We start from the raw sequence: 18,349 nt of genomic DNA, 5'->3' as shown, positions 1-18,349 counted from the left end.
GGCAAGCACCAGCCCCGCGGAAAGCCGGGGCACAGGAATCGGATGCCTTCGTGCCGTCGATAGAAAACGCACGGTCACGGCAAAAATGTCTTCAGGAATTTCCATTGAAAACGTTGATACAATTTCCGTCGTTCACACGAAAATCCAGCATTTCTCAGGGGCATGAGAAAGAAGAAGGATCATAGAAATTCGGAAAAGCCCTTGTATTTTTTCAGGAAAGCCATATCTTAGCCTCATCGCACCTTGCTAGCGACTTTTGTACAGGGCCTTTTGCGCCCTTTCAGATTTCCCTTCATCGTCGATTTATCAGATCGGCCTTTCCGGCCGGGCCCACATGCGATTGAAAGGAATTGTCATGAATACAGGTACAGTAAAGTGGTTCAACAGCACTAAGGGCTTTGGATTCATTCAGCCGGACAACGGCTCGCAGGACGTTTTCGTCCATGTTTCCGCTGTCGAACGCGCTGGTCTGCGCGGCCTCACCGAAGGCCAGAAGATCAGCTACGACATCGTGCAGGACAAGCGGTCCGGCAAGAGCTCTGCAGACAACCTGCAGGCTGCCTGAGGATTATCATTGTCCGCGTGACCACGGATGTACTGGCACGCAGGGACAGTGAAGTGGAAGGTCGGGATCAAACCCGGCCTTTTGTTTTTCGATCGACGAGGGGAGCTTGATGAGCAAGCCTGCTTATCGGACCGGCGACACCGTCGTCCTAAAACGGGGCATCTTCCGCAAGGATGAAGGCCAGCGCCGCTGCAGCATCAGCGCGGTCCTGCCGGAAGCGCAGGGGCTTGCCCAATACCGCGTCCAGTTCAGCGACGAGTGCTTCGCCCGCCATATCACGGAAGCCGACGTCGACAGGACGGAAACACCGGCTTCGCCGGGCGCCACGCGTTCGGCTTCCACCGCCGGCGAGGCCAGATGGATCAATCCGAATTCGATCAGGATCAGGAAATAGAATCCGCCACAACACACAAGGAGATGTTTTTGCAGGTACTCGTCAGAGAAAATAACGTCGAGCAGGCACTGCGTGTGCTCAAGAGAAAGATGCAAAAGGAAGGCCTTTTCCGGGAAATGCGCGATCGGCGCGCCTACGAGAAGCCTTCGGAGAAGCGGGCGAGAGAAAAGGCCGAGGCGGTCCGTCGCGTCCGCAAGCTCGCGCGCAAGAAGGCGCAGCGCGAGGGCCTGCTGCCTGCTCCGAAGAAGAAAGTCGTGCGGGCACGCTGAGCGCCCGGACGTCGCAAGGCAGCCGCACCGGCTGCCTATCCCCTCCAGACAGGGAGAATGACATGACAGCAACCAAGGAAGCGTTCTTCAAGCCCGCCAAGATGTCGGCACAGGAGAAGGCGGCACAGACCGACGCCACGGCGCGCGACATTCTCGCCGCCGAAGTCCAAGCGCGGGAGAAGAAGACGGAAAGACTGCGGGCTCTGCGGATGGCGCAGCCTGTCGAGAGCCAGCCGGCAAAGGCTCAGACGAGCAAAACGCGCAAGGCCGCCCCTCACCATTCGTGAAGATAGCCGAGCATCGGCGTGGCAAATCGCTCCGCTTCACGGCGGCAGGCGAAAGTATTGCAGCCGGCGGTGCTATACGCCGTGCCGCATTTCAGCCGTTCACCCAGGCCATGTCGTCGTGGGTGAGTTCGATTGACCGCAGTTCGCGGTTGACGAGGAAGTGCTCGTTCTCGACCGAGAACTCCGCAAGCTCCACCGTCGTGTCGTAGCGTTCCCTGAAGGCCTCGATGATCTCGTTGACGATCACTTCCGGCGCCGAGGCGCCGGCCGAGAGCCCGAGCGTACCGATCGTGCCGATCGCATCCCAGTCGATCTCCGAGGCGCGCTGCACGAGCAGCGACTGCCTCGCCCCCGCCTTCAGCGCCACCTCGACGAGGCGCTTCGAATTGGACGAATTCGGCGCGCCGACAATCAGGAAGAGGTCGCAGCCGGGCGCCGCCTGCTTCACCGCCTCCTGGCGGTTGGTCGTCGCGTAGCAGATCGAATCCGCGGCCGGATCGGCAAGGCGCGGGAAACGCTCCTTGAGCTTGGCGATCACACCTTCGGTATCGTCGACCGAGAGCGTCGTCTGGGTCACGTAGCCGAGGTTGTCCGGATCGGCGGGCACGTATGCGGCGGCATCCTCCACCGTCTCGATCAGCGAGACGCTGCCTTCGGGCAACTGGCCCATGGTGCCGATCACCTCCGGATGGCCTGCGTGGCCGATCAGCACGACGTGACGGCCGAGCCGCTGGTGGCGCATCGCCTGCTTGTGGACCTTGGAGACAAGCGGACAGGTGGCGTCGAGATAGAAGAGGTTTCGCGCCTTGGCATCCGCCGGCACCGATTTCGGCACGCCGTGGGCGGAAAAGACGACCGGCTGGGCGCGGTGCTCCTCGGGGATCTCGTCGAGCTCCTCGACAAAGATCGCACCCTTGGCCTCCAGCCCTTCGACCACGTAGCGGTTATGGACGATCTCGTGACGCACATAGACGGGAGCGCCATAGCCTTTGAGCGCCAGCACGACGATCTGGATGGCACGGTCGACGCCGGCGCAGAAGCCGCGCGGCCCGCAGAGCCTTATCGTCAGTTTCGGTCGGGTCGGAGTGGTGTTCGTCATCAGCCAGCCAAGAGAACCAGGATCAGGGCGAGGACGGCAGGCAGCGCCTGGATGTAGAGAATGCGCCGCGAGGCCGTCACGCTTCCATATAGGCCGGCGACGAAGACGCAGCCAAGAAAAAAGAGCTTGAGCTGAAAAGCGAATTCCGGAACCGGCTGCACGAGCGCCCAGCCAAGGCCGAGTGCGAGGAAGCCATTGTAGAGCCCCTGATTGGCGGCGAGCACCTTCGTCGCCGCCGCCTGCTGCGGCTTCATGCCGAAGGCCTTCAGGCCCGTCGGCTTCGTCCAGAGAAACATCTCCAGCACCAAAATCCAGAGATGTTCGAGCGCGACGAGCGCGGTGAGCAGATCAGCGAGCAGTTTCATCGGTTCCCCTCCAGCCCATATGGCTTGGTCTTCTATCACGCGATGTCGGCGGGAGGAAAACGCCCGCCCGCACTGCGGCTATTCCGGCTTCCTGCCGCGCAGGAACGCGGTGATCGAGATCACCAGCAGCACGACGGCGAGGCCGTACCAAGTGATCGCGTATTGCAGGTGGTCGTTCGGAAGGTCGATCTGCGTCACCCCGCCCTTCGGCCAGCCGCCGGGGACCGGCGTCGCGTCCGCATCGACGAAGAACTGGACGACATTCTCTTCGGCAAGTCCGACGCTGGCGGCCATGGCCGACAGGTCTTTCCAGTAGAAGATATCGCCGGCGACGTCGTTCTCGGGCACCACCCAGGACGGCTTGCCGGCAAGGCGCGCGCGGGCGAGCCCGGTCACCGTCTGGCGCCCCTCCAGCAGGCCTTCGCGGCGGCTTTCCGGGTCCTTCATCTCGTAGGGCACGAAGCCGCGATTGACGAAGAGGAAGCGGCCGTCGTCGAGTTCGAAAGGCGTGTAGACGTAGTAGCCAGTGCGCCCGTCGAACGTCGCGAAGAAGTGGCGCTCCCTGTCGTTCAGGAACCGGCCTTCGACACGCACCGGGCGGTATTCGAAATCCTCGCCACGGGCCGCGGTCGCCTCGACTTCGGAGCGCGGCGCCGGCGGCATTGCACGCCGCGCCTCGATGTCGGCGATCAACGCTTCCTTCCAGTGCAAGCGACGGACCTGCCAGGTGCCGAGGGACACGAGAACGGAGAGCGCGACGACCAGGAGGACGAGGCTGACGACGAGTTTGGTGCGGCCTGCCGAAGCGCCTTCAGCCACGGTCGATCGTTCCCTGCGAGGCGTTGTTCTTGTACTGGAGTGCGACGAGCAGCGCCTTGATGGTGCGCAGGAGCCAGAGCGAAAGCCCGATCGCAAGCGGTCCCCAGAGCAGCGCGTGCAGCCAGGCCGGCGGCTGGTAGTTGATCTCCGTCCAGACGGCGAGCCCGACGACGATGAAATCGGCGATCAGGATGACGAAGACGGCCGGACCGTCGCCCGCGTCGATGAAGGTGTAGTCGAGGCCGCAATTCGTACAGCGCGGCTTGATCTTGGTCAGCCCGTCGAAGAGCTTGCCCTGCCCGCAGCGGGGGCAGCAGGCGCCGAGCGCCGCCTTCACCGGATCGACCGGCGGATACTTCGCATTGTCCTCGCTCATGGCGATCCCTTTGCTTCTGATTATCAGCATTCCATAGAGGATGCGTGCCGTCCGGGCAAATCCCCGGCCGGCGTTTCGGCTCCGGGCGAATGGGCCCGGAACGAAAAAGGCGGCAGTCTCGCCGCCGCCTTTTCCGATAGTCGAAGGATCGTCCGCCGATCAGCCGTGGGCGAGCGGTGCGCCCCAGCCGCCCCAGATGTAGATCGAGAAGAACAGGAAGAGCCAGACCACGTCGACGAAGTGCCAGTACCAGGCGGCCGCTTCGAAGCCGAAGTGCTGCTTCGGGGTGAAATCGCCCTTCAGCGCGCGCAGCAGGCAGACGATCAGGAAGATCGTGCCGACGAGCACGTGGAAGCCGTGGAAACCGGTCGCCATGAAGAAGGTCGAGCCGTAGATCGAGTCCTTGAAGGTGAACGGCGCGTGGACATATTCGTAGCCCTGCACGAAGGAGAAGAGCATACCGAGCAGCACGGTCAGCGTCAGGCCGGAAATCAGGCCGCGGCGATCGCCGTGCAGGAGCGCATGGTGGGCCCACGTGACGGTGGTGCCGGAGAGCAGCAGGATGATCGTGTTGTAGAGCGGCAGGTGCCAGGGATCGAGAACCTCGATGCCCTTCGGCGGCCACTGGCCCCCGGTGAACTCGACGCGCGAGGCCTGGATGGCTTCGTGCGGGAACAGGCTCGCGTCGAAGAAGGCCCAGAACCAGGCGACGAAGAACATCACTTCGGAAGCGATGAACATGATCATGCCGTAGCGCAGGTGCAGCGACACGACACGGGTATGATGGCCCTCATGGGCTTCCTTGATGGTGTCCGACCACCAGCCGACCATGGTGTAGAGGATGATCGCCAGGCCGATATAGAACAGCCACGGATGAGCAAGCTCAAGGCCGAAGAGCTCGAACGAGCCGCCCGAGAGATAGCGCATGTAGCCGACGCCACCGAAGGTCAGCAGGAACGCCCCGATCGCCGCCAGAAGCGGCCACGGGCTCGGATCGATGATGTGGTAGTCGTGATTCTTCTGATGCGCTTGGGCCATGTCAGCAATCCCCGAATGTCAAACTTTGCTGAGGTCCGGCGGGCCGGACCCCTCCTCTCACAATTTCTGGTTCCCGTCCGCCTTTCCGGCAGGCAGAACCGCCACCGGCTTCGTCTCCTCCTGCGGATAGAAGGTGTAGGACAGGGTGATCGTACCGATATCCTTCGTCTCCACCGTGTTCACGATCTCCGGATCGATGAAGAAGACGACCGGCATGTCGAGCGTTTCGCCGGGCTTCAGTTCGATGTCGGTGAAGCAGAAGCATTCGATCTTGTTGAAGTAGGCGGCGGCCTCCATCGGCGTCACGTTGAAGACGGCCTGCCCCTTCTTCGGCTCGGACGAATGGTTGGTCGCGGTGAAGTGCACCTTCACCGTCTCGCCGATCTTCGGCATGACCTCGCGTTCGACCGGCTTGAAATTCCACATCAGTCCCGGCGCGACGTTGGCGTCGAAGGTGACCCGCATCTTCCGGTCGAGAATGACGCTCGAAACCTGTTCCACGCGCTGGGTCGTGCCGTTGTAGCCGGTCACCTGGCAGAACATGCGGTAGAGCGGGACGGCGGCGAAGCTCATGCCGACCATGCCGGCGACGAAGGCGACGCAGGCGACGAGGATCGCTGCGTTGCTGCGTGCCTTTCCGGCCGGGATGTTCGCGTGCTCTGCCAAGGTCCGTCCTCCGTCCTTCACTGCGCCATGCCGCTGATCTTCACCAGCGTCACGATGTAGAACAGCACCACCAGCGCCGCGAGAACTATGCCGAGCGCGATATTGCGCCCGCGGCGGGATTTCTTCTGGCTATCGTTGAGCTTGACGGTTTCCATCAGTTTGCCCCTCCGAGAAGGGTCGCGAATGTCACGACGTAATGGTCGACGAGAAGCGCCAGGAAGACCGCGAAGAGATAGACGAGCGAGAAGCCGAAGAGCTTCTTCGCAGGAACCATCTTCTCGTCGCCTTCCGGCATGCGCCAGACGCCGATCGAGTAGTAGACGAAGCCCGCGCCGAGAACGGCCGCGAAGGCGCCGTAATAGGACGAGCACAGTCCGGTGAAAGCAGGCGCGACGCCCGCTGCCGCGGTCAGCACCGCGTAAAGGGCAATCTGCCGCTTGGTCGCGGAAATGCCGGCGACATTCGGCAGCATCGGCACGCCGACGGCGCCGTAATCGCGCATCTTGAAAAGCGCCAGCGCCCAGAAGTGGGCCGGCGTCCAGAGGAAGATCACCAGGAAGAGCAGGATGCTGTCGAGCGAGACGCCGCCCGTCACGCAGGCCCAGCCGACCATGGGCGGGAAGGCGCCGGCCGCACCGCCGATGACGATGTTCTGCGGGGTCGAGCGCTTCAGCCACATCGTGTAGACGACGGCGTAGAAGAAAATGGTGAAGGCGAGCAGGCCGGCGGCGAACCAGTTGACCGCAAGCCCGAGGATCGCGACCGAAAAGACCGACAGCGTGAGGCCGAAGGCGAGCGCCTCGGTCGGCAGGATGCGGCCGGCCGGGATCGGACGACGGGCGGTGCGGCTCATGACGGCGTCGATATCGGCGTCGTACCACATGTTGAGCGCGCCCGAGGCCCCTGCCCCGACGGCGATGCAGAGAATGGCGATGGCGCCGAGCACGGGATGGATCTGCCCCGGTGCGAGCACGAGACCGGCAAAGGCGGTGAAGACGACGAGCGACATGACCCGCGGCTTCAAGAGCGCGAAGTAGTCGCGTGCACCGGCTTCGGACAGGCGCAGTTCGCCCTCCATGCCCAGCGCTTCGCAGTTATCGACAACCGTCATTGTTTCCGTCCCGATATTCTTGTTTTTCCGGCAGCCGCGCCCCTGAGGAGCGCGGCGACCGATTTCGTTTCAGCGGCGCCGCTTACTTGATGCGCGGCAGCTGCTCCCACTGGTGGTACGGCGGCGGAGAGCTCAGCTGCCATTCCAGCGTGGTCGCGCCGACGCCCCACGGGTTGTCGCCGGCAACGCGCTTCTTGGCAAAGGCCTCGAAGACGCCGAAGAGGAAGATCACCACGCCGAAGGCCGAGATATAGGACCCGATCGACGAGACGTAGTTCCAGCCGGCGAAAGCATCCGGATAGTCGATGTAGCGGCGCGGCATCCCGGCGAGGCCGAGGAAGTGCTGCGGGAAGAACACCATGTTCACACCGATGAACATGACCCAGAAGTGCAGCTTGCCGAGGAACTCGTTGTACATGTAGCCGGTCATCTTCGGGAACCAGTAGTACCAGGCGGCGAAGATGGCGAATACGGCGCCGAGCGACAGAACGTAGTGGAAGTGGGCCACCACGTAGTAGGTGTCGTGCAGCGAACGGTCGAGACCGGCGTTGGCCAGCTGCACCCCGGTTACACCGCCGACGGTGAACAGGAAGATGAAGCCGATCGCCCAGATCATCGGCGTGCGGAACGACAGCGAGCCGCCCCACATGGTCGCGATCCAGGAGAAGATCTTGATGCCGGTCGGCACCGCGATCACCATGGTAGCGAAGACGAAGTAGCGCTGGGCGCCGAGCGACAGGCCGACCGTGTACATGTGGTGCGCCCACACGACGAAGCCGACGGCGCCGATGGCGACCATGGCATAGGCCATGCCGAGATAGCCGAAGACCGGCTTCTTCGAGAAGGTCGAGATGATGTGGCTGATGATGCCGAAACCGGGCAGGATCAGGATGTACACTTCCGGGTGACCGAAGAACCAGAACAGGTGCTGGTAGAGGATCGGGTCACCGCCGCCTTCAGGCGCGAAGAAAGTCGTGCCGAAGTTGCGGTCCGTCAGCAGCATGGTGATGCCGCCGGCGAGAACCGGGAGCGACAGCAAGAGCAGGAAGGCGGTCACGAGCACCGACCAGGCGAAGAGCGGCATCTTGTGCAGCGTCATGCCCGGAGCGCGCATGTTGAGGATGGTGGTGATGAAGTTGATCGCACCGAGGATCGACGACGCACCGGAAACGTGCAGCGCGAAGATCGCGAGGTCGACCGCCGGACCCGGCTGACCGGAGGTCGCCAGCGGCGGATACATCGTCCAGCCGCCGCCGACGCCGAAGCCGCCGGCCGGACCTTCGACGAACATCGACAGGATCAGCAGGAGGAAGGCCGGGACGAGCAGCCAGAAGGAGATGTTGTTGAGACGCGGGAACGCCATGTCCGGAGCGCCGATCATGATCGGGATCATCCAGTTGGCGAAACCGCCGATCAGTGCCGGCATGACCATGAAGAAGATCATGACCAGGGCGTGCGCGGTGGTGAACACGTTGAACATGTGCTTGCCACCGTCGATCGCGGCGTCACCTTCGAAGCCGTAGACGATCGATGCCAGGCCGTGGAAGATCTGGATACCGGGCTCCTGCAGCTCGGCGCGCATGGCGACCGAAAGCGCCGCACCGATGATGCCGGCGATGATCGCGAAGATCAGGTAGAGAGTACCGATGTCCTTGTGGTTCGTCGAGAACAGCCAGCGGGCGGCAAAGCCCGGCTTGTGGTCGTGATGGTCATGATGCGCGCCCTGACCGTGAGCGTGCTCTTCGTGGGCAACAGGTCCAGCCATTGTCCGCACTCCCCTTCCTTATTTCGAAACGTTATCGGCAAGCTGCACGGACTTGTCCGCACCGTCGACCGCAGCCATCAGCGCCTTGTTGGCGTCCTCCACGCTGGTGGTCGCGGCGTCGAGCCAGGCGGCATACTTATCTTCGGCGACCACGCGGATGGCGATCGGCATGAAGGCGTGGTCCTTGCCGCAGAGCTCCGAACACTGGCCGTAGAACAGGCCTTCGCGGTCGGCCTTGAACCAGGTCTCGTTGAGACGGCCGGGAACGGCGTCGATCTTGAGGCCGAAGGACGGCATGGCGAAAGCGTGGATCACGTCGCTCGGAGCCGCGGTCACCAGAAGGCGGACCGTCTTGCCGACCGGAACGACCATTTCGTTGTCGACGGCGAGAAGGCGCGGATAGAGAGCCTTGTCGTCCTTGCCTGCCGTGGCGCGCTCTTCATCGGTCTTCAGCAGGTAGGAATCGAAAGCAACCTGCTTTTCGCCCTGATATTCGTAGTTCCACTGCCACTGGGTCGCGGTCGCCTTGATCGTGACGTCCGGGTTTTCCGGCTGCACGAGCTGCGCGGAAAGCAGGTTGAACGAGGGAATCGCGAAGAAGAGAAGAACGAGGACCGGTCCCAAGGTCCAGATGATCTCGATCATCGTGTTGTGGCTGGTCTTCGACGGCACCGGATTTGCGCCGGAGCGGAAACGCAGAACCACCGCGATCAGAAGGAAGAGCACGAGAAGCGTGATCGGAACGATGAACCAGAGCGTATAGTGCTCGAACCAGCGGATCTGCTCCATGATCGGCGTCGCGGCCGGCTGGAGATCGATTTGCCAGGGTGCGGGCTGATCGGCAAAGCCGGCGGAAGCAAAAAGCAGACAGGTCGCGGCGACCAGTGCTGCACAAGCTCTCTTAATCACGGTGTCTCTCCCTCGAGCGTTTGATCCACATCAAATGGAAACGCAAAATCCATGCTATGGGTTTCTGTTTAAAATCACAGTTTGTCCCTGACCGCAATACGCCTAACCAAATGGCACTGCGGCATTTTTGCGCTACGTCAATTTGTCGCAGACCCATCCGCCGGAGAGGCTTGACGGCGCCTTCAAAACCCGCTTTTCGACCGCATGGACGTCTTGTCGGTCCCAAATATGCCGCACTCGGGAGAAAAGACGTTCCGGGGCTTTTCAATACCGCGCCCGACGACAAGAATGGCGGCGATGATTCGAATTCCAGAGGTATCCATGGGTGTTCCAGCACTTCTCAGGTCGGGCGTGCTTGCGCTGGCCGTTGCCGCAGCAGCCGGAACGGGCTTTGCGCAGACGCCGCAACAGCCCGGCACCGTGCGCTCCAACCACGGCGCCTGGTCGATCATCTGCGATACGCCGGCCGGCGCCTCCGTCGAGCAATGCGCGCTCATGCAGAATGTCATCGCCGACGACCGGCCGGAGGTCGGCCTCTCGGTGGTGATCCTGAAGACCGCCGACCGCAAGGCGAAGGTGCTGCGCATCCTCGCGCCGCTCGGCGTGTTGCTGAAGGACGGCATGGAACTCTTCATCGACGGCAACAATATCGGCCGCGCCTATTTCACCCGCTGCTTCGCCGAGGGTTGCTATGTCGAGGTCGAGATCGACGACGAGCTCATGAAGATCCTGCGGGCCGGCAAGAGCGCCGTCTTCGCGCTGCGGGAATCGGCAGACCAGGACCGTGTGGGCATTCCGATCGAGCTCACCGGCTTTGCCGAAGGCTACGACGCCCTGCCCTGAACGGCCAGCCGGCGCGAATGATCTGACGGCCGCACTGCCCTTCCCGCACGGCCCTTCGGGCGGACGGGCTTGCCTCCACCCCCAGCCGGACCTACATCGGGTTCGAAGGAGCGCGTCTGCCGCCCGCGCCCAAGGAGCTTTGATGGATACCGATCTTCTCAACCTTTTCGACTGCGACGAGACGAAGCTGCGCTCGGTGCTCGCCGAGACCCTCTCGGGCGCCGACGACGGCGAACTTTTCGTCGAGCATGCGCAGGCCGAATCACTGACCTTCGACAACGGTCGCCTGAAGGGCGGCAGCTTCAACACCGATCAGGGCTTCGGGCTTCGCGCGGTCGCCGGCGAGGCCGTCGGCTACGCGCATGCCGGGGAGCTTTCGCTTTCGGCGCTGTCGCGTGCGGCCGAGGCGGTCTCCGCCGTCACCCGCGGCCATGGCGGCAGCTATGCCGCCGCACCCCAGCGCACCAACCGCAAGCTCTACGGCGAGGAAAACCCGATCGGCTCGCCGAGCTTCGAGGAGAAGGTGAAGCTGCTTTCCGAGGTCGACGCCTATCTGCGCGGCAAGACCGAGAAGGTCCGCCAGGTCACGGCATCGATCGCCGCCAGCTGGCAGGTCGTCGAGATCCTGCGCGCCGACGGTCACCGGGTGCGCGACATCCGCCCGATGACGCGGCTCAACATCTCCGTCGTCGCCGGCGAGGGCGACCGCCAGGAAACCGGTTCCTTCGGCATCGGCGGACGCGTCGGCTTTGGCGACTTCCTGACCGAGGAGAGCTGGAAGAACGGAGCAGACGAGGCACTGCGCCAGGCGCTCGTCAATCTCGAGGCGATCGATGCGCCGGCCGGCACCATGGACGTCGTGCTCGGCAACGGCTGGCCGGGCGTGATGCTGCACGAGGCGGTGGGTCACGGGCTCGAAGGCGACTTCAACCGCAAAAAGACCTCCGCCTTCGCTGGACTGATGGGCGAGATGGTCGCCGCGCCCGGCGTCACCATCGTCGACGACGGCACGATCGACCTTCGCCGCGGCTCGATCACGGTCGACGACGAGGGCACGCCGTCCGGATACAATGTGCTGATCGAGAACGGCCGGCTCGTCGGCTACATGCAGGACCGGCAGAACGCCCGGCTGATGGGCATGAAGGCGACCGGCAATGGCCGCCGGCAGGGCTATGCCTACCAGCCGATGCCGCGCATGACCAATACCTACATGCTCGGCGGCGACAAGACGCCGGAAGAAATCATCGCTTCGGTGAAGCGCGGCATCTATGCCGTCTCCTTCGGCGGCGGCCAGGTGGATATCACCTCCGGCAAGTTCGTCTTCGGCTGCACCGAGGCCTATATGATCGAGGACGGCAAGATCGGCGCGCCGGTCAAGGGCGCGATGCTGATCGGCAACGGCCCGGAGGCGATGAAGCGCATCTCCATGGTCGGCAACGACATGAAGCTCGACACCGGCATCGGCAATTGCGGCAAGGGCGGCCAGTGGGTGCCGGTCGGCGTCGGCCAGCCGCATCTGAGGATGGACCAGGTGACCGTCGGTGGCACGAGGACGTGAGCGGGAACGCCCTCGTCCCGGAACTGGCAGTCAGCGACTGGCGCTCCAGCCGCGCCTTCTATACCGAACTGATCGGCTTCGAGGTCGCCTATGAGCGACCCGACGAGGGCTTCAGCTTCCTGCATCTCGGCGAGGCGCAACTGATGATCGACGAGATAGGGGTCGGTCGTACATTCGAGCTCGGCGGAGCTCCGTTCGAACGGCCCTTCGGCCGTGGGCTCAATCTGCAGATCCGGGTGCCGGCCGTCGAGCCGATACTGCAGCGCCTGGAGAAAGCCGGGATCAATCCCTATCTTTCCCTCGAGGAAAAGTGGTATCGCCGCAACGACCTGGAAGTTGGCAATCGCCAGTTCATGGTCGCGGACCCGGACGGCTACCTGCTTCGGCTCTACGAGGAGCTCGGCAGCCGACCTGCGACGTGACAAAATAAAGAGACCGAAGGAAACCGAGAGAAGATGCTACCCCGCCTGCCCCGCGCCGTCGTCTTCGACATGGACGGCCTGATCCTCGACAGCGAAATTCTCTACCGCAAGTCGGTGATCTCGGCGGCAACGGAAAAGGGCCTGCCGATCGGCCCGTCGATCTACGAGGCGATGATGGGGCAACCGTGGCCGGGCATCGCGCAGCTGATGACCGATCATTATGGCAAGGACTTCGACCCGGATGCCTTCCGCACCGTCTGGATCGACCATTTCGACCGGCTGATCGCGACCGAACTCAAGCTGAAGGCCGGTGTCACCGCACTTCTCGACACGCTCGACCGGCACGGCATTCCGCGGGCGATCTGCACCTCCTCGGCCCATCAGCAGGTGCGCCACCATCTCGAAGGCTTCGGCCTGCTGCCGCGCTTCGACCATGTCATCGCCCAGGGCGACTACGCCCGTGGCAAGCCGGCGCCCGATCCGTATCTCGCCGCGGCGGAGCGGCTCGGCGTCGCGCCGGAGGACTGTCTTGCGCTCGAGGATTCCCACAACGGCATCCGCTCGGCGGCGGCGGCCGGCATGATGGCCGTAATGGTACCGGACCTGCTTGCGCCGACGGACGAGATCGTCGCGCTCTGTGCGCGTGTCGCCGGGAGCCTCGAGGAGTGTTGCGCCTTCTTCAGCGAGCCGCTGACGGCAGAGCGGGCGTAAACCCGGCGGACGCGAAACGTCCTTTCCCGTAGAACAAAAGAGCCGCGGCGGTCAGCCGTTCACGGGCATCAGCACGCAGTCGTAGCGGTTTTCGACGAGCTTCTCGCAGGCGCGGCGGGCGTCGACCTTGCTGTCGAAGCCGCCGAAGCGGGCGCGGTAGAAGGTGTTGCCGTTGCGCGAGACGCGCTCGGTATAGGCGTTGCGGTTGGCGAGCGGTTCGCCGATCTTCGCCTTGGCATCGGAGAGCAGCCCCATCGCCGCCTCGGCGCTGGCTGCAGCGGCGATCTGGATCTGCCACTGTCCGCCGCCACGCACCGGCATTGCGGGCTTCGGCATGGCGACGCTCTCGACGGCCGCGACCGCATCCGAGGCGTTGTCCGTATCCGCGAAAGCGGTGCCGTAATCACTGGCCGGGGCCGGCGCCGCATCGCTGATGAGTTCTGCCACGGCATCACGATCCGGTGCGACGACAGGAAGAGGGACTTCGTCGCCGAGACGAGCGAGCACCGCACCGGGACCGTTGCTGGCGACAAGCGAGGAACCGCCCGAAGCCTTGCGGATGTTACCGTCGATGAGGCTCGCCATCAGCTTGTCACGGCCGCCGGCGCTGCGCCCGCCCATCACGACACCGATCACGCGGCGGTCGCCATCGGCGACGGCGCTGACGAGATTGTAGCCGGAGGCGTTGGTGTAGCCGGTCTTGATGCCGTCCATGCCCTTGTAACGGTACATGAGGTTGTTGTGGCCGTTGATCGTGCGGCCGCGGAAGGCGAAGGAACGGGTGGAGAAGAGCTTATATTCCCGCGGGAAGTCGCGCATCAGCGCCAGCCCGAGCGTGGACATGTCGCGCGCCGTGGTGATCTGGCGGTCGTCGGGAAGGCCGGATGCGTTGACGAAGACCGTGTTCGCCATCCCGAGCGAACGGGCCTTGCGCGTCATCATCTCGGCGAAGGCGGGCTCGGAACCGCCGAGCTTCTCGGCCATGGCGGCGGCGGCGTCGTTCGCCGACTGGACGATCATGCCGAGCACGGCTTCCCGGACGGTGATCGAATCACCCGCCTTGACGCGCAGCTTGGTCGGCGGGCGCGAGGCGGCGTATTTCGAGAACGGCACCGGACTGTCCCAGGAAAGCTTGCCCCGGCGGACTGCCTCGAAGGTCATGTAGATCGTCATCATCTTGGTCAGCGAGGCCGGATGATTGAACGCGTCGCCATTTTCCGAGGCGAGGACTTTTCCGGTCCGCGCGTCGAGAAGGAACTGGGCGCTGCCGGCATTGGCGGAACTGGTGAAACAGCCGATCACTACGAAAAACGAGAGCGCGACCAATAGCTTATTCATCATTCCTCCACGGGAGCGGATCAGAAACGCGAGAATGTCCGGGTGACGGGAATCGGCGGGCCGATTCGAAGACCGGGGGGATGCCTAGACAAAGAATGCGGCGACAATCGAGCAATACAGCCATAATCTGATCGGTGAAGCTGGTCCGACGCTGGTGCCGGTCGGGTGGGTGGAATGGCGCACAGAAATTGCCGACCGTGGTTAACGCAACCTTTCACGCCGGCGTGACGGCGACGGAAAAATCCCCCTTTACCTCAACCGCGATTGAGGTCGTAGCGTCCGCAAATCACCGTCAAGGACCCGCAAAGGAAAGCAACGACCGATGACCGTCCACGAAAGAGAGATCACCGAGATGTCGCCCGCCGCACCCGAAGAGGGCGACGGCCGCTGGCTGGAACTGCTTGCGCCCCACTATCTCGTCGCCACCGCGATGCTCTGCCTCGGCGTGGCGCTCTACGCATTCAACGGCTTCCTCGTCAGCACGGTGATGCCGACCACCGTCGCCGAACTCGGCGGCGAGGCGGTCATCTCCTGGTCGCTGACGCTCTTTCTCACCGCCTCGATCATCGCCGGCGCGAGCGCCGCGATGCTGAAGGAGCGATTCGGCGCCCGTCTCGTCCTCACCGCCGCCGCCCTCGTCTTCCTCGCCGGGACGCTGCTTGCGGCGACTGCCACCACGATGGGCACCGTCCTTCTCGGGCGCATCGGACAGGGGCTCGGCGAAGGCGTGGTCGCGGCAATCTGCTATGCGCTGATCCCGGAAATCTTCCCGCCACGGCTGGTGCCGAAGGTCTTCGGTGCGGAGGCTCTCATCTGGGCGCTCGCCGCCTTCGGCGGTCCGGTGCTCGCCGGCTATCTCACGGAGACGATCTCCTGGCGCGCCGCCTTCTTCGTCAACGTGCCGATCATCGCGATCTTCGTGCTGATGGCAGTCACGATCGTGCCGAAGCGTCGGAGCGGAAAGGTGCAGAGCACGAGGTTCCCCGGACTGCGGCTCGCCCTTCTCGCCGCAGCGCTGGTGACGGTGCTGCTGGCCGGACTTTCCGACGCCTCGTCGCAGGCGGCAATCGCCCTCCTCATCGCGGCGATCGCACTCGCCGGCTCGTTGCGGCTCGACCGCCGGGCAAAGGACGCGATCCTGCCGGCAGGCGCCTTCGCGCTCGGCTCGACGCTGGGGCTCGGGCTCTGGGCCGTCCTCCTGATGTCGCTCGCCCAGGCGACGAGCAGCGTCTATCTCGTCTTCAGCCTGCAGAACCTCTGGCACTTTCCGCCGACGGCCGCCGGCGGCCTGAGCGCGCTGATGGCAATCTGCTGGAGCCTGACGGCGATCGGCGTCGCCAACCTCCGGACGGAGGGCAGCAAGCGCAGCATGATCTGGATCGGCCCGCTGCTCCTCGTCGGCGGGCTCGGCCTGCTGGTCGCGTCGCTGCTTTCGGGCGCAATCGCGCTGCTCGTCGTCGCGCAGGTGGCGATCGGCACCGGCTTCGGCGTGAGCTGGGGCTATTTGAGCCAGATGCTGATGGACACTGCCCCCGCGCACGAGCGCGACAAGACCTCGACGCTGCTGCCGACGCTGCAATCGGCCGGCTATGCGCTCGGCGGTGCGCTTGCCGGGCTCGCGGCGAATGCCGCCGGGCTTGCGGCGGCAGAAGGCGCCGAGGGCATGCGGGGGCCGCTCATCACCGCCTTCGTCCTCGCCTTCTTCTGGTCGCTGCCGGCCGCCCTCGTCTCCTGGCGTGCCGTCCGGTTGCTCCGCGACCCGAGGGCAAGCACGCGCTGATGCCGGCTGTCTTCCTGCTGTGCGACTCTGCTAGACAGGGTCTCCGAACGAAGGGAGGACGACAGGCATGGAGCCCACGCAGATCACGCTCGCCGCCATCCCTGCCTATGTCGCCGGCCAGAGCACCGGCACGCTCTCCTTCCTTCTCGCCTCGGCGCTGGTCGCAGGGCTGGCGCGCGGCTTCTCCGGCTTCGGCGGCGCCCTCATCTTCATTCCGCTGGCGAGCTCTGTCGTCGAGCCGCGGCTCGCCGTGGCCGTCCTCTTCCTGATCGACCTGGTAATGGCCCTGCCGATGCTTCCCGGCGCCGTGCGGCAGGCCGATAAACGGGAGGCCGGCACCATGCTCGTCGGGGCGCTCGCCGGCGTGCCGCTCGGCACGATGATCCTCGCGCGTGCAGACCCGCTCGCCGTCCGCTGGGCGATCATCATCGTCGTCATTTCGCTGCTTGCCCTGCTGGTATCCGGCTGGCGCTATCACGGCAAGCCGACTGCGCCGCTCACCATTGGCGTCGGCGCTGTTGCGGGCGTGTTCGGCGGCGCGGCGCAGGTGAGCGGACCGCCGGTCGTCGCCTACTGGCTCGGCGGAGCGCTGCCGGCCGCGACGGTGCGCGCCAATCTCGTCTTCTATTTCGCGATGAGTTCGCTGATTACCGGCGTCAACTACGTGTTCGCCGGCTTCTTCGACCTGCCGGCATTTGCGTTATCGCTGGTCGCCGGCCCCGTCTTCGGCCTCGGTGTACTTGCCGGATCGCGGCTTTTCGGCAAGGCCGACGACCTGGTGTTCCGGCGCATCTGTTATGGACTCATCGCTGCCGCCGCGATCGTCGGTCTGCCGCTGCTCGACGACCTGCTGCGATGAGAAGAGGATGCAATTCCCCGTAGATTTCGGGTATCCCGGCAACTCTCGCTTAACGTCGGTCGGCTACGGTCGCCTCACGCTGCGCGAGACGGCACCGCGGATGCCTCACCGGCAGGAGTGAAGGACGGAAAACAATGCTGAAGGAGCTTGCGAGACGCGGTGTCATCACCGCCGGGCTCGAAGCATCGCACCTGCTGCGACGCGCGGGCGCGATGGCGTCGGCGCGCGGACTCGGCGCGATCTTCACGCTGCACCATGTCCGGCCCTTCGTTCCGGCCCCGACCGACGTCAACGAACATCTCGAAATCACGCCGGAATTCCTCGACGCGGCGATCCGGCAGTTGAAGGCCGAGGGCTACCGGTTCGTCTCCCTCGAAGAGATCCCTGCCCTTCTGCGTTCGCCGGAACCGGAACGCCCGCCCTTCGCCGCCTTTACGCTCGACGACGGCTACCGCAACAATCGCGACCATGCGCTACCGGTCTTCGAACGGCATGGCGTTCCCTTCACCGTCTTCATCTGTCGCGGATTTTCCGAACGCAGCCACACCATCTGGTGGGAGACGGCCGCGGCAATCCTCTGTCGAGAGCAGGCGGTGGACCTCGGCGGCAGCGAGCCGATCATCCGTGACCTCCGCACAGGCGCGGACATGCGCGCGGCTTTCCGGCGTATCGCGGAGGCTATCTGTGCCGAGGGCGAGAATGCGATGATCGCGAGGCTCGACCGCACGGCTGCCGCAATCGGCATCGAACCCGGGGCGATCGTCGAGGATCTCGTGATGTCGGGGGAAGAGCTCGCGGCCTTCGCGCGGCATCCACTCATCACGCTTGGAGCCCATACGGTGAGCCACCGGTCGCTCGGCTTTCTCGATGCGGTCACCGTCGCCGATGAAGTGCGCCGGTCCGCCGACTATGTGGAGGAGCTTACCGGCAGGCGGCCGCAGGCCTTCGCCTATCCCTACGGCGACGGTCGCAGCGTCACGAAGGAAAGCATCCGGGCCGTCGAGGATGCCGGATGCCGCCTTGCGGTGACGACATCCCCCGGCACGCTGGACCGCCAGTCTTCCGGGCACTTCTTCCGGTTACCGCGGATTTCGCTGAACGGCTTCTACCAGAAGAGGCGCTACGTTTCCGCGCTCGCCTCCGGCATTCCCTTCCGCCTCAAGGGCTAGGGACCC

Annotated in this window: 22 protein-coding genes; 11 read left to right on the top strand and 11 right to left on the bottom strand. The window is 64.3% G+C overall.

The window, feature by feature from the left end:
- The first annotated feature begins 355 nt into the window (after window positions 1-355).
- From ACM6UT_RS18940 to ACM6UT_RS18925, 4 genes are all read left to right on the top strand, one after another.
- On the top strand, window positions 356-565 hold the full coding sequence (locus tag ACM6UT_RS18940; protein WP_112687373.1) for a cold-shock protein: 210 nt from the start codon (window positions 356-358) through the stop codon (window positions 563-565).
- 109 nt (window positions 566-674) lie between these two features.
- The gene (locus ACM6UT_RS18935) at window positions 675-959 is read left to right on the top strand and encodes a cold-shock protein (RefSeq protein ID WP_416798904.1); all 285 of its coding nucleotides are present in this window, start codon (window positions 675-677) and stop codon (window positions 957-959) included.
- Window positions 960-988: 29 nt separating this feature from the next.
- On the top strand, window positions 989-1,228 hold the full coding sequence (gene rpsU / locus ACM6UT_RS18930; protein WP_416798991.1) for a 30S ribosomal protein S21: 240 nt from the start codon (window positions 989-991) through the stop codon (window positions 1,226-1,228).
- Between the two features lie 62 nt (window positions 1,229-1,290).
- Window positions 1,291-1,515, top strand: a complete 225-nt coding sequence (locus ACM6UT_RS18925) for a hypothetical protein (RefSeq protein WP_416798903.1) — start codon at window positions 1,291-1,293, stop codon at window positions 1,513-1,515.
- A 91-nt stretch (window positions 1,516-1,606) separates the two neighbouring features.
- On the opposite strand, the gene ispH is transcribed toward ACM6UT_RS18925, so the two are convergent.
- The 10 genes from ispH to coxB all read right to left on the bottom strand — a co-directional run bounded on the left by ispH (window position 1,607) and on the right by coxB (window position 9,663).
- Window positions 1,607-2,614 carry a 4-hydroxy-3-methylbut-2-enyl diphosphate reductase gene (gene ispH, locus ACM6UT_RS18920; protein ID WP_416798901.1) on the bottom strand — a complete coding sequence of 336 codons (1,008 nt, stop codon included), beginning with the start codon at window positions 2,612-2,614 and terminating at the stop codon, window positions 1,607-1,609.
- A complete protein-coding gene (locus ACM6UT_RS18915; protein ID WP_416798900.1) occupies window positions 2,614-2,979 on the bottom strand; it encodes a DUF1304 domain-containing protein in 366 nt (121 codons plus the stop codon). Before ACM6UT_RS18915 ends, ispH begins: the two co-directional genes overlap by 1 nt.
- A 78-nt stretch (window positions 2,980-3,057) precedes the next feature.
- Window positions 3,058-3,798 carry an SURF1 family protein gene (locus ACM6UT_RS18910; protein ID WP_416798899.1) on the bottom strand — a complete coding sequence of 247 codons (741 nt, stop codon included), beginning with the start codon at window positions 3,796-3,798 and terminating at the stop codon, window positions 3,058-3,060.
- Window positions 3,791-4,174 carry a DUF983 domain-containing protein gene (locus tag ACM6UT_RS18905; protein ID WP_129331894.1) on the bottom strand — a complete coding sequence of 128 codons (384 nt, stop codon included), beginning with the start codon at window positions 4,172-4,174 and terminating at the stop codon, window positions 3,791-3,793. Before ACM6UT_RS18905 ends, ACM6UT_RS18910 begins: the two co-directional genes overlap by 8 nt.
- Window positions 4,175-4,333: 159 nt before the next feature.
- Window positions 4,334-5,212: a cytochrome c oxidase subunit 3 gene (locus ACM6UT_RS18900; protein WP_416798898.1), complete on the bottom strand. Its 879-nt coding sequence runs from the start codon at window positions 5,210-5,212 to the stop codon at window positions 4,334-4,336.
- 57 nt (window positions 5,213-5,269) lie between these two features.
- A complete protein-coding gene (locus ACM6UT_RS18895) occupies window positions 5,270-5,860 on the bottom strand; it encodes a cytochrome c oxidase assembly protein (RefSeq protein ID WP_416798990.1) in 591 nt (196 codons plus the stop codon).
- Window positions 5,861-5,895: 35 nt separating this feature from the next.
- Entirely contained in the window at window positions 5,896-6,033 is a 138-nt protein-coding gene (locus ACM6UT_RS18890) for a hypothetical protein (RefSeq protein WP_416798897.1), read from the bottom strand.
- On the bottom strand, window positions 6,033-6,989 hold the full coding sequence (locus ACM6UT_RS18885; protein WP_416798896.1) for a heme o synthase: 957 nt from the start codon (window positions 6,987-6,989) through the stop codon (window positions 6,033-6,035). The genes ACM6UT_RS18890 and ACM6UT_RS18885 overlap by 1 nt, the downstream gene beginning before the upstream one ends.
- Before the next feature lie 82 nt (window positions 6,990-7,071).
- Window positions 7,072-8,754: a cytochrome c oxidase subunit I gene (ctaD, locus tag ACM6UT_RS18880; RefSeq protein WP_416798895.1), complete on the bottom strand. Its 1,683-nt coding sequence runs from the start codon at window positions 8,752-8,754 to the stop codon at window positions 7,072-7,074.
- An 18-nt stretch (window positions 8,755-8,772) separates the two neighbouring features.
- Window positions 8,773-9,663, bottom strand: a complete 891-nt coding sequence (gene coxB, locus ACM6UT_RS18875; RefSeq protein ID WP_416798894.1) for a cytochrome c oxidase subunit II — start codon at window positions 9,661-9,663, stop codon at window positions 8,773-8,775.
- Between the two features lie 321 nt (window positions 9,664-9,984).
- Between coxB and ACM6UT_RS18870 the strand changes: the two genes are divergently transcribed.
- The 4 genes from ACM6UT_RS18870 to ACM6UT_RS18855 all read left to right on the top strand — a co-directional run bounded on the left by ACM6UT_RS18870 (window position 9,985) and on the right by ACM6UT_RS18855 (window position 13,197).
- Window positions 9,985-10,506 carry an invasion associated locus B family protein gene (locus ACM6UT_RS18870; protein ID WP_148155072.1) on the top strand — a complete coding sequence of 174 codons (522 nt, stop codon included), beginning with the start codon at window positions 9,985-9,987 and terminating at the stop codon, window positions 10,504-10,506.
- Window positions 10,507-10,648: 142 nt separating this feature from the next.
- Window positions 10,649-12,064 carry a metalloprotease TldD gene (gene tldD, locus ACM6UT_RS18865; protein ID WP_416798893.1) on the top strand — a complete coding sequence of 472 codons (1,416 nt, stop codon included), beginning with the start codon at window positions 10,649-10,651 and terminating at the stop codon, window positions 12,062-12,064.
- On the top strand, window positions 12,061-12,486 hold the full coding sequence (locus ACM6UT_RS18860; protein WP_416798892.1) for a bleomycin resistance protein: 426 nt from the start codon (window positions 12,061-12,063) through the stop codon (window positions 12,484-12,486). The genes tldD and ACM6UT_RS18860 overlap by 4 nt, the downstream gene beginning before the upstream one ends.
- Before the next feature lie 33 nt (window positions 12,487-12,519).
- On the top strand, window positions 12,520-13,197 hold the full coding sequence (locus ACM6UT_RS18855; RefSeq protein ID WP_416798891.1) for an HAD family hydrolase: 678 nt from the start codon (window positions 12,520-12,522) through the stop codon (window positions 13,195-13,197).
- A 51-nt stretch (window positions 13,198-13,248) separates the two neighbouring features.
- Here ACM6UT_RS18855 and ACM6UT_RS18850 read toward each other — a convergent pair whose 3' ends face one another.
- Window positions 13,249-14,535 carry a serine hydrolase gene (locus ACM6UT_RS18850; RefSeq protein ID WP_416798890.1) on the bottom strand — a complete coding sequence of 429 codons (1,287 nt, stop codon included), beginning with the start codon at window positions 14,533-14,535 and terminating at the stop codon, window positions 13,249-13,251.
- Between the two features lie 322 nt (window positions 14,536-14,857).
- On the opposite strand from ACM6UT_RS18850, the gene ACM6UT_RS18845 reads away from it, so the two are divergent.
- The 3 genes from ACM6UT_RS18845 to ACM6UT_RS18835 all read left to right on the top strand — a co-directional run bounded on the left by ACM6UT_RS18845 (window position 14,858) and on the right by ACM6UT_RS18835 (window position 18,343).
- Window positions 14,858-16,315, top strand: coding sequence for an MFS transporter (locus tag ACM6UT_RS18845; protein WP_416798889.1), 1,458 nt, complete (start codon window positions 14,858-14,860; stop codon window positions 16,313-16,315).
- Window positions 16,316-16,382: 67 nt separating this feature from the next.
- A complete protein-coding gene (locus ACM6UT_RS18840) occupies window positions 16,383-17,174 on the top strand; it encodes a sulfite exporter TauE/SafE family protein (protein WP_416798888.1) in 792 nt (263 codons plus the stop codon).
- A 134-nt stretch (window positions 17,175-17,308) separates the two neighbouring features.
- Window positions 17,309-18,343, top strand: coding sequence for a polysaccharide deacetylase family protein (locus tag ACM6UT_RS18835; RefSeq protein ID WP_416798887.1), 1,035 nt, complete (start codon window positions 17,309-17,311; stop codon window positions 18,341-18,343).
- Window positions 18,344-18,349 lie beyond the last annotated feature (6 nt).

It is taken from the genome of Ciceribacter azotifigens, from assembly GCF_048159625.1.
Lineage (GTDB): Bacteria > Pseudomonadota > Alphaproteobacteria > Rhizobiales > Rhizobiaceae > Allorhizobium > Allorhizobium azotifigens.
The sequence above is the reverse complement of the archived record's forward strand: the minus strand, read 5'-3'. Positions and strand labels throughout refer to the sequence as shown.

Bases quoted from the DNA above. Each gene is read 5' to 3' on its own strand.
- ACM6UT_RS18855 (WP_416798891.1), top strand. From the start codon at position 12,520: ATGCTACCCCGCCTGCCCCGCGCCGTCGTCTTCGACATGGACGGCCTG.
- tldD (WP_416798893.1), top strand. From the start codon at position 10,649: ATGGATACCGATCTTCTCAACCTTTTCGACTGCGACGAGACGAAGCTG.
- ACM6UT_RS18870 (WP_148155072.1), top strand. From the start codon at position 9,985: ATGGGTGTTCCAGCACTTCTCAGGTCGGGCGTGCTTGCGCTGGCCGTT.
- ispH (WP_416798901.1), bottom strand. From the start codon at position 2,614: ATGACGAACACCACTCCGACCCGACCGAAACTGACGATAAGGCTCTGC.
- ACM6UT_RS18885 (WP_416798896.1), bottom strand. From the start codon at position 6,989: ATGACGGTTGTCGATAACTGCGAAGCGCTGGGCATGGAGGGCGAACTG.
- ACM6UT_RS18915 (WP_416798900.1), bottom strand. From the start codon at position 2,979: ATGAAACTGCTCGCTGATCTGCTCACCGCGCTCGTCGCGCTCGAACAT.
- ACM6UT_RS18940 (WP_112687373.1), top strand. From the start codon at position 356: ATGAATACAGGTACAGTAAAGTGGTTCAACAGCACTAAGGGCTTTGGA.
- ACM6UT_RS18840 (WP_416798888.1), top strand. From the start codon at position 16,383: ATGGAGCCCACGCAGATCACGCTCGCCGCCATCCCTGCCTATGTCGCC.
- ACM6UT_RS18890 (WP_416798897.1), bottom strand. From the start codon at position 6,033: ATGGAAACCGTCAAGCTCAACGATAGCCAGAAGAAATCCCGCCGCGGG.
- ACM6UT_RS18905 (WP_129331894.1), bottom strand. From the start codon at position 4,174: ATGAGCGAGGACAATGCGAAGTATCCGCCGGTCGATCCGGTGAAGGCG.
- ACM6UT_RS18850 (WP_416798890.1), bottom strand. From the start codon at position 14,535: ATGAATAAGCTATTGGTCGCGCTCTCGTTTTTCGTAGTGATCGGCTGT.
- ACM6UT_RS18835 (WP_416798887.1), top strand. From the start codon at position 17,309: ATGCTGAAGGAGCTTGCGAGACGCGGTGTCATCACCGCCGGGCTCGAA.
- ACM6UT_RS18935 (WP_416798904.1), top strand. From the start codon at position 675: ATGAGCAAGCCTGCTTATCGGACCGGCGACACCGTCGTCCTAAAACGG.
- ctaD (WP_416798895.1), bottom strand. From the start codon at position 8,754: ATGGCTGGACCTGTTGCCCACGAAGAGCACGCTCACGGTCAGGGCGCG.
- ACM6UT_RS18900 (WP_416798898.1), bottom strand. From the start codon at position 5,212: ATGGCCCAAGCGCATCAGAAGAATCACGACTACCACATCATCGATCCG.
- ACM6UT_RS18845 (WP_416798889.1), top strand. From the start codon at position 14,858: ATGACCGTCCACGAAAGAGAGATCACCGAGATGTCGCCCGCCGCACCC.
- ACM6UT_RS18925 (WP_416798903.1), top strand. From the start codon at position 1,291: ATGACAGCAACCAAGGAAGCGTTCTTCAAGCCCGCCAAGATGTCGGCA.